This is a genomic window from Kitasatospora sp. NPDC001547, from assembly GCF_042894165.1.
Classification (GTDB): domain Bacteria; phylum Actinomycetota; class Actinomycetes; order Streptomycetales; family Streptomycetaceae; genus Kitasatospora.
In genome coordinates, this window is record NZ_JBIAVL010000004.1 from 176,994 (window position 1) to 188,677 (window position 11,684).

11 protein-coding genes are annotated in these 11,684 nt (G+C 73.6%); 9 read left to right on the plus strand and 2 right to left on the minus strand.

Annotated elements, in window-relative coordinates:
- The first annotated feature begins 245 nt into the window (after positions 1–245).
- Positions 246–1,622 carry a pyridoxal-phosphate dependent enzyme gene (locus ACFY0X_RS09215; protein ID WP_387751042.1) on the plus strand — a complete coding sequence of 459 codons (1,377 nt, stop codon included), beginning with the start codon at positions 246–248 and terminating at the stop codon, positions 1,620–1,622.
- Here ACFY0X_RS09215 and ACFY0X_RS09220 read toward each other — a convergent pair.
- Positions 1,619–2,350, minus strand: coding sequence for a TetR/AcrR family transcriptional regulator (locus tag ACFY0X_RS09220; RefSeq protein ID WP_387751045.1), 732 nt, complete (start codon positions 2,348–2,350; stop codon positions 1,619–1,621). The genes ACFY0X_RS09215 and ACFY0X_RS09220 overlap by 4 nt on opposite strands.
- Before the next feature lie 105 nt (positions 2,351–2,455).
- Here ACFY0X_RS09220 and ACFY0X_RS09225 point away from each other — a divergent pair, with 105 nt between their 5' ends.
- The 5 genes from ACFY0X_RS09225 to ACFY0X_RS09245 all read left to right on the plus strand — a co-directional run bounded on the left by ACFY0X_RS09225 (position 2,456) and on the right by ACFY0X_RS09245 (position 6,958).
- Positions 2,456–3,439, plus strand: a complete 984-nt coding sequence (locus ACFY0X_RS09225; protein ID WP_387751048.1) for an ATP-binding cassette domain-containing protein — start codon at positions 2,456–2,458, stop codon at positions 3,437–3,439.
- A complete protein-coding gene (locus ACFY0X_RS09230; RefSeq protein WP_387751051.1) occupies positions 3,439–4,260 on the plus strand; it encodes an ABC transporter permease in 822 nt (273 codons plus the stop codon). The genes ACFY0X_RS09225 and ACFY0X_RS09230 overlap by 1 nt, the downstream gene beginning before the upstream one ends.
- Before the next feature lie 68 nt (positions 4,261–4,328).
- Positions 4,329–5,315, plus strand: coding sequence for an aldo/keto reductase (locus ACFY0X_RS09235; RefSeq protein ID WP_387751053.1), 987 nt, complete (start codon positions 4,329–4,331; stop codon positions 5,313–5,315).
- A 225-nt stretch (positions 5,316–5,540) separates the two neighbouring features.
- Entirely contained in the window at positions 5,541–6,113 is a 573-nt protein-coding gene (locus ACFY0X_RS09240) for a DUF4188 domain-containing protein (protein ID WP_387751055.1), read from the plus strand.
- Positions 6,114–6,232: 119 nt separating this feature from the next.
- Positions 6,233–6,958: a C39 family peptidase gene (locus ACFY0X_RS09245; RefSeq protein ID WP_387751057.1), complete on the plus strand. Its 726-nt coding sequence runs from the start codon at positions 6,233–6,235 to the stop codon at positions 6,956–6,958.
- Here ACFY0X_RS09245 and ACFY0X_RS09250 read toward each other — a convergent pair.
- Positions 6,924–7,778 carry a hypothetical protein gene (locus ACFY0X_RS09250; protein ID WP_387751059.1) on the minus strand — a complete coding sequence of 285 codons (855 nt, stop codon included), beginning with the start codon at positions 7,776–7,778 and terminating at the stop codon, positions 6,924–6,926. The genes ACFY0X_RS09245 and ACFY0X_RS09250 overlap by 35 nt on opposite strands.
- Positions 7,779–7,993: 215 nt before the next feature.
- On the opposite strand from ACFY0X_RS09250, the gene rpe reads away from it, so the two are divergent.
- The 3 genes from rpe to ACFY0X_RS09265 all read left to right on the plus strand — a co-directional run bounded on the left by rpe (position 7,994) and on the right by ACFY0X_RS09265 (position 11,558).
- Complete coding sequence (gene rpe / locus ACFY0X_RS09255; protein ID WP_387751062.1) at positions 7,994–8,677, plus strand: ribulose-phosphate 3-epimerase; 684 nt, start codon at positions 7,994–7,996, stop codon at positions 8,675–8,677.
- A gap of 164 nt (positions 8,678–8,841) precedes the next feature.
- The gene (locus ACFY0X_RS09260) at positions 8,842–9,801 is read left to right on the plus strand and encodes a pirin family protein (RefSeq protein WP_387751065.1); all 960 of its coding nucleotides are present in this window, start codon (positions 8,842–8,844) and stop codon (positions 9,799–9,801) included.
- Between the two features lie 1,439 nt (positions 9,802–11,240).
- Positions 11,241–11,558 carry a hypothetical protein gene (locus ACFY0X_RS09265; protein WP_387751067.1) on the plus strand — a complete coding sequence of 106 codons (318 nt, stop codon included), beginning with the start codon at positions 11,241–11,243 and terminating at the stop codon, positions 11,556–11,558.
- Positions 11,559–11,684 lie beyond the last annotated feature (126 nt).

Consider the following 11,684-nt stretch of genomic DNA (forward strand, 5'->3'; position numbering starts at 1 on the left):
CTGCGGGTGCCGAACGCGCCGCAGCCCGAGCAGCCGGAGCGGCCCGAGCGCCGGGGCTTCTGGGCGGCGCTGACCGCGTGGCTGGGGCGGCTGGGCGGCACCGGCCGGTGAGCGCGTGCCCGGCGCGGTGATCCCGGCGCGGTGATCCCGGCGCGGTGACGGGTGGTCGCACCACCGCCGCCGTCTATCCAGCCCCTGGCCTGGGCAGGCTCGGGCTGAGACAGTGTCAGCGAAAGGGGCCGACCATGGCCGCAGTTCACGAATCCGTCCTCGACGCGATCGGCGGCACGCCGCTGATCCGCCTGGCCCGGCTCGGCGCCGGGATCGCCGCGCCGATCTACGCCAAGGCCGAGTTCCTCAGCATCGGCGGCAGCGTCAAGGACCGGGCCGCGCTGTCCATGGTCCTCGCCGCCGAGCGGGACGGGCTGCTGGGGCCGGGCGGGACGATCGTCGAGGCGACCTCCGGGAACACCGGCATCGGCCTGGCCATCGTCGGACGGCAGCGCGGGTACCGGGTGATCGCCGGGGTGGCCGACAAGGCGTCGGCCGAGAAGTCCGACATCCTGCGGGCGTACGGCGCGGAGGTGGTGCTCGCGCCGACCTCGGTGCCACAGGAGGATCCGAGGCACCTGTTCAACGTGGTCCGGCGGCTGGTCGAGGAGATCCCGGGCGCCTGGCTCGCCAACCAGTACGACAACCCGGCCAACCCCGACGCCCACATCCGGACCACCGGCCCCGAGATCTGGGAGCAGACCGGCGGCCGGGTGACCCACTTCGTGGCGGGCGTCGGCACCGGCGGCACCGTCACCGGCAACGGGCGCTTCCTGAAGGAGGCCTCCGGGGGCAGGGTGACCGTGGTCGGCGCGGACCCGGAGTCCTCTTCGTACGGGGGCGGGGACGGCAGCCCGTGGTTCGTCGAGTCGATCGGGCACTACCTGCACCCCGAGACCGTCGAGGACCGCCGGCCGCAGGCGCTGGGGTCGGAGGTGATCGATTCCTACGAGCGGATCCCTGACCGCGAGTCGCTGCTGACCGCCCGCCGGCTCTCGCGGGAGGAGGGCCTGCTGGCCGGGCCGTCCTCCGGCGCGGCGGTCGCGGCGGCCCTGCGGGTGGCGCGGCGGCTCGGGCCGGACGACCTGGTCGTGGTGGTGCTGCCGGACTCGGGGCGCTCCTACCTGTCCAAGGTGCACAGCGACGCGTGGATGCGGGAGTGGGGCTTCCTGGAGGAGGACGGGGAGGGACTGCGGCCGCTGCTCGACGCCGCCGGGCCGCTGGTCGTGGTCGACGCCGACGCGACCGTGGGCGGGGCGCTGGAGGCGCTGCGCACCGCACCCGGTGGCGTCGCCCCGGCGGTGCTGGCGCGGGCGGCGCGCCCGTACGGGGTGGCCGCGACGGAGGTGGTCGGCGCGGTGTCCCGGGAGGTGCTGACGGCCGCGCTCGCGGACGGCGCGGCCAAGCCGGGGGACCCGCTGGGCGCGCTGGTCGGGCCGGCGCTGCCGACGGTCGGCGTCGGGCAGTCGGCGGCCGAGACGCGGGCGGCGCTGGCGGGCGGGCGGCCCGCGGTGCTGGTGCTGGTGGACGGCCGGGTGGCGGGGCTGCTGCCGAGGGAGGCGCTGGGCTAACTCCCGTCCGCCGGCGCCAGGATGGCGGTGATCACCCGGTCCAGGGCGCGGTCGAACGCCCGGTCCGGGTCGGCGGGCGGGCCGGCCGTGGCGAAGGCCTGGGCCAGGTGCGGGAATTCACCGCTCGCCGCCGCCCGGCCGAGGTAACCGACCAGCTCGGCCTGCCACTTGGCGCCCGCGGCCGCCGTGTGCTCGTACTGCGCGAACTGGCCGACGAAGCCGTTGAACAGCGCCATCGCCTCCATCCGGTCGCCGCCGCCGAGGCCGGTGGGGGCGGTGGCGGCGAGGAAGTGGTCGGTGTAGCGCAGGGCGTTGGGGCCGATGCTCGGGCGGGCCAGTACCAGGGCGGGCAGCCAGGGGTGGCGGCGGAAGACGGCCAGCTGCTGGTGGGCGAGGTCGGTGAGGTCGGCCCGGACGTCGCCGCTGGGCGCGGGCGGGAGCCGGTACTCGGCGGCGGCCGCGTCGAGCATCAGGTCGAGCAGGTGCTCCTTCTTCGGCACGTAGTTGTAGAGCGACATGGTGCCCGCGCCGAGCGCCGCCGCGACCCGCCGCATGGAGACCGCGTCCAGGCCCTCGGCGTCGGCGATCCCGATGGCCGCGGCGGCGATCGAGGCGCGGCTGTGGGCCGGGCGCGGGCCGCGGCCGGTGCGCTCGGGGCGCAGCCAGATCACCTCGGGGGCGTCGGGTGGCGTGGGTTTGCTGGACGGAGTCGGTTCGCTGGACGGCACTGGAAGATCACCTCGCTCTCCTCATCGTAGATACGTACGGCGTACGTAGTACGATGCGCTGGCGCGCGCTTCTACGTACGCTGTACCTGGAGAAGGGGCAGAGCCATGTCCGACACCACCCGGCCCGCCATCGAGATGGCGGGCGTGGAGAAACGATTCGGTGCCACCGAGGCCCTGCGCGGCCTCGACCTCACCGTCCCGGCCGGCACGGTCTGCGGCCTGCTCGGCCCCAACGGCGCAGGCAAGACCACCGCCGTCCGTGTCCTCGCCACCCTGGTCGCCCCCGACCGCGGCACCGCCAGGGTCGCCGGGCACGACGTCGTCCGGGACGCCGAGGACGTCCGGCGGGCCATCGGCCTCGCCGGGCAGCACGCCGCCGTCGACGAGGGCGTCACCGGCCGCGACAACCTGCGGCTGCTCGGTCGGCTGCACCACCTCGGCGCCCGCCGGGCCCGGGAGCGCGCCGACGAACTGCTCACCCGCTTCGACCTCACCGAGGCCGCCGACCGGCTCGTGCGCACCTACTCCGGCGGCATGCGCCGACGCCTCGACCTCGTCGCCAGCCTGGTCACCAGCCCGTCGGTGCTCTTCCTGGACGAGCCCACCACCGGGCTCGACCCGCGCAGCCGACAGGCGATCTGGGACACCGTCAAGGAGCTGGCGGACGGCGGCACCACCGTGCTGCTCACCACCCAGTACCTGGAGGAGGCCGACCGCCTCGCCGACGACATCGTGGTGGTCGACCACGGCGCCGCCATCGCCACCGGCCCACCGCACCGGCTCAAGGCGGCGATCGGCAGCCAGGTCTCCGTCACCCTGGCCGATCCCGCCCAACTCGCCGCCACCGCCGTGGTGTTGTCCTCGATGACCGGCGGCGACGCGCAGGTGGACGTCGCCGAGCGGACGGTCACCGTGCTGACCGTCCCGGGCATGCCCGTCCTGCTGCCCTCGCTGGTGCGCGAGTTGGACGGCGCCGGCGTCGTCGCCGAGGACGTCGCGGTGCGCGCGCCCTCGCTGGACGACGTGTTCCTCACCCTCACCCACGAGACCCTCGCCCACGAGTCCGCCGACGCAGGGAGGGCCGCCTGATGGCCGTCGCCGTCCACGCCGCTCCGCGACCGTCCGCAGCCGCCCGGCTGGTGTCCGACACCTGGACCTCGATGCTCCGCGTCCTGCTCAACTACCGCCACTCACCCGGGCTGTTGGCCGCCTCGCTGGGCGTGCCGGTGGTGATGGTGGTGGTCTTCGGGTACGTCTTCGGCAGCGCCATGCGGGTGCCCGGCGGCGGTGACTACCGGGAGTTCCTGATGCCCGGCATGTTCGCCATGGTCGCCACCAACGGCGTCATGACCACCATGGTCGGCGCCGCCCGCGACGTCGGGCGCGGGGTCACCGACCGGCTGCGCTCCATGCCGCTCTCCCGCACCGGACTGCTGCTCGGGCAGACCCTCGCCGACCTGCTGGTCAGCGTGGTCGTCCTGGCGCTGCTGGCCCTGGTCGGCCTCGCCGTCGGCTGGCACGCCCGGCACGGACTCGCCGACGCGGCCGGGGCGTTCGCCCTGCTGCTGCTCTTCCGCTTCGTGATGACCTGGGTCGGCACCGTGCTCGGCCTGGCCGTCGGCAAGGAGGAGGCGGCCGGTCAGCTGTCCGTCGCGGTCTTCCCGCTGGCGATGGTCACCAACGCCTACGTGCCGACCGGCGGCATGCCCGGCTGGCTGCGCTTCCTCGCCGACTGGAACCCGGTCAGCTCCGTCGTCCAGGCCTGCCGGGAGCTGTTCGGCAACCCCTCGGCGGCCGGCACCGCCTGGCCGACGCAGCACGCCGTCCCCGCCGCACTGCTCTGGAGCGCCGTGCTGCTCGTGACCTGCGTGCCGCTGGCCGTACGGAAGTTCGCCGGCCACGGGCGGTGATCCGCGGGGCTCCGGCGCACCCCTGATGCGCTGGACACCGGAGCCGGTGTGGTCTTGGGTGGGGCGCCATGGAGTACACCCACCTCGGCCGCACCGGCCTGACCGTCTCCCGACTCTGCCTCGGCACCATGAACTTCGGCCCCCACACCGAGGAGGCCGAGGCCCACCGCCTCATGGACACCGCCCACGAGCGCGGCATCAACTTCTTCGACACCGCGAACAGTTACGGCCGCGACAGCGCGGGCGGCCAGCGGGGCCGTACCGAGGAGATCATCGGCCGGTGGTTCGCCAAAGGCGGCGGCCGCCGCGAGCGCACCGTCCTCGCCACCAAGGTCTACGCCGACATGGGCGACTGGCCGAACGAGAGCAGGCTCTCCGCGCTCGCCGTCCGCAAGGCCGTCGAGGCCAGCCTGCGCCGCCTGCAGACCGACCACATCGACCTGTACCAGATGCACCACATCGACCGGGCCACGCCCTGGGAGGAGATCTGGCAGGCGATGGAGGTCCTGGTCGCCCAGGGCAAGATCGTCTACGTCGGCTCCAGCAACTTCGCCGGCTGGCACATCGCCCAGGCCCAGGAGACCGCCCGCGCCCGCCGCTTCCTCGGCCTGGTCAGCGAGCAGTCCCTCTACAACCTGCTCGACCGCGCCGTCGAGCTGGAGGTCGTCCCCGCCCTGCAGCACTACGGCGTCGGGCTGATCCCGTGGTCCCCGCTGCGGAGCGGCCTGCTCGGCGGCATCCTGCGCAAGGAGCGCGAGGGCACCCGCGACCGCAGTGCGATGCCCTACGCCAGCGAACTCCTCGCCAGGCACCGCGACCGCATCCAGGCCTACGAGGACTTCGCCGCCGAACTCGGCGCCGACCCCGCCGACCTCGCCCTCGCCTGGCTGCTCTCCCGCCCCGCCGTCACCGCCCCGATCATCGGCCCCCGCACCCCGGCCTACCTCGACGCGGCCCTCGGGGCGCTCGACCTCAAGCTGGACCAGGAGACCCTCGACCGCCTCGACGAGCTCTTCCCGGGCCACCGGCCCGCCCCGGAGGACTACGCCTGGTAGGGCGGTCCGCTCGCCCCCGGCCGCTCCCCGGTCCCGGCTCCGGCCGCTCCCCGCCCCGGCCGCGCCTCCGGCCCGGCGGGGGCCGGGGCGCGGGGCCGGGCCGGCACATCGCCAACACGCCTTCTCCGTAGCCGAATTGTGCCCGTGGCGAGCCTTGACCGGGGCACCCGGCGCTGATGTAGTCACGGCCTACATGGGCAAGGGTACGGGGAGGCAGATTTGTCCTTGTTCGCCAGACCACAGCCGGGCTTCACCACCGCCGCCGCCACCGGCGACACGGTGGTGCTGCTGATCGGCATGCGGATCAACCGGTTCTGGGCCGTGCACCACTGGGGCCCGGTGATGTACGCGATGCTCCGGATGCTGTACGAGCTGCGCCGCGCCCCCGAGCGCGGCCTGCGCGGCCGCATCCTGCTGACCGCCTCGCCGCGCACCTACTACGTCGTCCAGTACTGGGAGTCGAAGGAGAAGCTGTACGGCTACGCCCACGCGCCGGACGGCTTCCACCACACCGTGTGGGGCATCGCCAACCGCAAGCAGCGGGAGGGCAAGGTGCGCGGGCACGTCGGGCTGTGGCACGAGTCGTACATCGTGCCGCCGGGCGGGTACGAGTCGATCTACTTCGACATGCCGCCGTTCGGCCTGGCCGCCGCCACCGGTTCGCTGCCGGTGGAGGCGCGGGGGCGGAACGCGGCCCAGCGGCTGGCCTACCGCGAGCCGGCGGCCGACGGGGCGGGCGCGGCCGGCGGGGTCGGCGGGGCGGGCGGATCCGACGTGGCCAGGGGGACCGGCGCCTGAGCGCGGGCGCGTCGGGGGTGCGGGGGTGCGGGGGTGCCTGAGGGCGGGCGCGTCGGGAGTGCGGCCGCGCCGGGAGTGTCGCCGGCCGTCCCGTCGCCGCGCCGTGAGAGCGTCGGGGGATGGTGGATCGGGGTGACGCGCGGCCGCACGCGCCGGCGCGGCCGCTGCGGGTGGTGCACGAGGTGCCGTACCACGCGCAGTGGGAGTCGGCGGAGCTGGTGCGGGAGATCGTCGACGGGCGGCTGGACGCGTCCGCCGACCCGCGCTGGGGGCAGTCCGGCGCGGCCACCTCGGAGGAGTACGCGTGGTGGTCCTGGCGGCTGTGCGGGGTGGCCTGCCTGCGGATGGCGCTGGCGCACTGGTGGGGCGTCACCCCGGCGGCGATGGCGCTCGCGGGCGAGTGCGTGGCGGCCGGCGCGTACCTGCGGGACGGCGAGAGCCTGCGCGGGCTGATCCACGCGCCGTTCGCCGAGTACGTCGAGCGCCGCTGGGGACTGGCGGCGCGCGCAGCGGAGTTGACGCCGCATCAGGTCTCCGCCGAGGTGGCCGGCGGCCGGCTGGTGATGGTGTCGGTGCACCCGTCGATCCGCGATCCGTACGGGCCGGATCCGGTGCGGCGCGGCGGGCACCTGGTGCTGGCGGTGGGCGCCACGGACACGGCGCTGCTGATCCACAACCCCTCCGGGTTCCCGGGGGAGTCACAGGCCTTCGCGCGCGTGCCGTGGCGGACGTTCGGGCGGTTCTACGCCGGTCGGGGGATCGTCCTGGGCCCGCCCGGGGCGCCGCCGTCCGGGCGCAACGGGCCTGCCGTCACTGGTTGTTGTCCGGCAGTCCCATCGGGTTGATCGGCAGCCGGCCGCGACAGAGCGCCGAGACCGGCTTCAACGCCGCAGCCAGCCGGTCGAGTTCGGCGCGCGGGTAGCCGTCCCAGACCCGGGCGGCGGCCAGGTCGGTGGCGGCCTCCAGGCTCTGGTGGCGGATCCGGCCGAGCTCGGTGAGCGCCCCCTCGGCGGTCAGCCAGCCGCGCTCGACCAGGCGCTCGGCGGCCGCCTCCCACTCGGCGTCCGTCCACCCGCGCAGCGGCTGGATCATCTCGCGCCGCATGTCCATCGCGCAGCGGACCACCAGCGCCTCGCAGCCGTCGAGCCCGGCCGCCACCAGGGCGGCCACGTGGCCGTCGCCGCGGTGCTCGCGCATCAGGGTGGCGGCCTGCCAGAGCCGCTCGTACAGGCCACTGGGGCGGGGGAGCGCGGCGTTGGCGGCGGCCAGCACCCGTCCGGCGCAGTCCAGCCGGGTGGCGGCCTGCTCCAGGGTCTCGGCGACCAGCTCGACCTGCTCCCTGTCCACGTGCTCCAGCAGCTGGCCCAGGATCGTCGCCGAGGCCTTCAGCCGGGCGGTCAGCGCCTCCTCCGGGCTCGTGCGGCTCCACACCTCCGGCAGGGCGCGCTCGACCATCGCCGGGGCGAAGGTGAAGAACGCGGCGGTCACCGGCGGGGCGTCCACCGCGCCGAGCGGGGCCGCGCGGGTGCCGAAGTAGCCGTGCAGGCGGCCCTGCAGACCCGCCTCCTCGAAGGCGGCGGCGCCCTCGGGAAGGAAGTAGGTGACGGCGTGCACCGGCTCGAAGAGCCACCACAGGGCGCGGGCCGGGTGGACGGAATCGGTCATCGGGAGACCTTCCTCGGACGTGTTCAGGGCTGTGGACCGTTCCAGGGCTGATGACCATGGCGAGGGCCCCGGTAACCCCGGAGCGGATGTGATGACGGTCACGCGGAGGTCACCGTGTGCGGTCGGCGGCGCCGGCGCGCGGGATGATGGGATGAGGTGCCCGCTCCGGGGGCGCCGCCCAGCCCTCGCAAGCCCTCGTACGAAGGTAGTCGGTCATGGCCCAGATCAACCCCAGCATCCTGTCCGCGGACTTCGCCCGGCTCGCCGACGAGGCCGAGGCCGTCCGGGGTTCCGACTGGCTGCACGTGGACGTCATGGACAACCACTTCGTGCCCAACCTGACCCTCGGCGTGCCGGTGGTCGAGTCGCTCGCCCGCGCCACCGACATCCCGCTCGACCTCCACCTGATGATCGAGGACCCGGACCGCTGGGCCCCGCAGTACGTCGAGGCCGGCGCCGGCTCGGTCACCTTCCACGTCGAGGCCGCCGCCGCGCCCGTCCGGCTCGCCCGCGAGATCCGCGCCAAGGGCGCCCGCGCCTCGATGGCGCTCAAGCCGGGCACCCCGATCGAGCCGTACGAGGACCTGCTGCCCGAGCTCGACATGGTGCTGATCATGACCGTCGAGCCCGGCTTCGGCGGCCAGGCCTTCCTGGACATCATGCTGCCGAAGATCCGCCGCACCCGGGAGCTGATCGCCAAGCACGACCTGGAGCTGTGGCTCCAGGTGGACGGCGGCGTCGCGGCCGACACCGTGGAGCGCTGCGCGGAGGCGGGCGCGGACGTGTTCGTGGCCGGCTCCGCGGTGTACGGCGCCGAGGACCCGGCCGAGGCGGTCCGCAACCTGCGGGAGCTCGCCGGGAAGGCGTCGGCCGACGCCTGGTGGGCCTGCGGGCACTGAGCCCCGCCGCTCACCGGTCCGACCGCCGGACGGCCGGGCGCGGGTGGAGGAATGCCGCACCGTGGCGGATGATCGGTGACGGCGTCCCCGAGGACCCCGCCCGGCCCCCCCGCCCCGAGCGACGCCGGCCCCTCTCCGTCTCCCCGTACGGTGGTGGAACCGCGATGAGCAACCTCGACACCAGGCCCACCCTGACCAGCTGCGGCCGCGAGGCCGGCACCGGCCCCGTGAAGGACTTGCTGACGGCCCGTCAGTTCCCGCTCGGTGAAAGCACGGTGGTCCGCCGACTGCTGCCCAACCTCGGCCGCCGGATGGTCGGCGCCTGGTGCTTCGTCGACCACTACGGGCCCGACGACATCGCCGACGAGCCGGGCATGCAGGTCCCGCCGCACCCGCACATGGGGCTGCAGACGGTCAGCTGGCTCCACCAGGGCGAGGTGCTGCACCGCGACAGCCTCGGCAGCCTCCAGACCGTCCGACCGTACGAGCTGGGCCTGATGACCTCCGGCCGGGCGATCTCGCACTCCGAGGAGTCCCCGCGCCCGCACGCCCGCCACCTGCACGGCGCCCAGCTCTGGGTCGCCCTGCCGGAGGCCGGCCGGCACGGCGCCCCCGCCTTCGAGCACCACCCCGAGCTGCCCGTGGTCACCGCCCCGGGGCTGCGCGCCACCGTCATCCTCGGCACGCTCGACACCGCCACCTCGCCCGGCACCACCCACACCCCGCTGGTCGGCGCCGACCTCGCCCTCACCGACGGCGCGGACCTCCGCCTCCCGCTCGTCCCCGACTTCGAGTACGCCGTCCTCGCCATGTCCGGCCGCGCCGACGTCGACGGCGTCCCGGTCGAGCCCGGCTCCCTGCTCTACCTCGGCTGCGGCCGCCCCGACCTCCCGCTCCGCGCCCACGGCGACACCGCCGTCCTCCTCCTCGGCGGCGAGCCCTTCGACGAGAAGATCGTCATGTGGTGGAACTTCATCGGCCGCTCCACCGAGGACATCGCCCGGGCCCGCAGCGACTGGATGACCGGCACCCGCTTCGGCGAGGTCCACGGCTACGACGGTGCACGACTGCCCGCGCCGGAGCTGCCGTCGATCCCGTTGAAGTCGCGCGGACGGGTGCGCTGACTGTGCGGAAATGTGGATTTGGCGCTTGCGTTCGGCGCTCGGCGTGGCGCGACCTCACGCGCGTCTACCGCTGGTAGCGGGCAGCGAGGTCGGCGGCATGGAGGGGGTGGGGGAGCCGGGTGGCCACGTTCGTGTGGAGATGGGCCGTGCGCAGGGACTGGACGTACATGGTCCCGGCTGTCGACGTGCGGCACTTCCCGGGCGGCGTCGCGTTCGATGATGCGGACGAGGCGCAGCCCGGGGCAGTCCTCGCGGAGCCGAATGCCGAGCCGGTCGTGCGGGTCGGTGGCCCTGTCCTCGTACGGGTCCAGAAGTGCGCTCGCGTCCGGGGCGGCGCCCGGCAGGATGAGCACGTCCTCGCGCATGTGCTGGGTCTGGAGTCAGGGCCGGCCGCAGCTGCGGATGTTGCGTCCGCCGACGAGGGAGCAGGCGCGGCCCGGTCGGGCCGGCTGGTCAGCAGCTGGCAGGGCGTGATCTCCACCGGACCGGTCAGAAAGCCCTGGAGAGCTGAACGAGCTGTCCGGCTCGCGCCCGCTCGGCGAGACGTACTGGGACGGTCCTGGCATGCGGCTCGGCGGTGCCGGCCGGTCAGGGATGAATCGGTGCAGCTCATGGGTGGTGGCAGGGGAAAGGGCGCGGCAAAGCGGAATATTTCTTACCGGATATCCGGGCGGTAACGGATGTGGTGGGAGTTGGCTGTGTGGCGGATGGGACTGCAGTGATTGATGTGCAAGGGTGGCTCGAAAAGTGTTGCGCTTGCGTGAGAGGCACACCTATACTCGGCAGAGTTTTGACACTGACTGTCACCCAGGTGGGGCATCGGATAGGCAAAGACCTTCTGTCGGCGTTCGACCGATTTGGGGTCAAAGTCGGACACGGGGACGGGGGGAGAGGTGGAAGCGAACCTTCGGGTCGTTTTCAGTGGATGTGATGAAGTAGTCAGTGTCAGCGATTCCGTAGATGATCGCTCCGGGCGGGGTGTGTACTAAGCCGGGGTGGTACGAGGGAGGGGGCGGGTGAAGGAGCGCGTGCGCGCTTGCCGGAATCCGGTTGGCGCGGTTGGCGGTCGAGGCGTCTGGTGCTGGCGCCGGGGGTGTTCGGTCGTTCGGGTGCGCCGCTCGCGCTGAAGCGATGCCGGGCTTTCTCCGCCCCGGGTCTTCGGGCGAGGGCCGAGCAGTCGGGTAGCCGATCGGCCATCGGTGTGTGCCCGCTGCTGAGCTGGTCTCATGCGAATCCGCGGCGGAATGGGGCTGCCCTGGCTGGGGTCCGAACCACGCGGGTTTGCCGTCGGCCGGAATTCTGTTGTCGAAAGTGGGTGGGTTTCCGTTCCCGGAATGCCCGCAGGTCTTTGTTTCTCCCTTGAATCGCTGGCAGGGTCGAAATCGGCCAGTGGCATGTCTGAAGAAGAACTTACTCATTCACCAGAGGAGCGGACAATCATGGTGCACAGGTTCTCGCTTGTCCTGAACCGCGAAGTGAACGACAAGGAAAAGGTCGCACTGAAGGAGGCGAGCGGCGCCGGCATCGCGTTCGTCGATGACACCCTCCCGACGAACGCGGATGTCGCCGTCACCCGTATCGAATTCGAGGACGAGGTCACGGCCACGCTCGCCGAGGCCATCGAGGCCGGCTTCGAGACCGTCAAGGTCATCCCGGACCTGTCCGTCCCCGGCCTGAGCGTGCCTGCTCAGCCGGCCACGGCCGAGAGCGGAGAGGGCGAGGAGGCCGTCAACGTGACGGCCGACGCCACGCCCTGACCGCACGCCGTCCTCGCCCGGCGGGGAACGGAACCGAATCCCGCGCCTGAGCGTGCGGGAGCCACCGCCGGGCGCCGGGAGGCAGCGCGGCCACCGCGATGAGCGGTCGGCCGCGGCCTTCCGCAT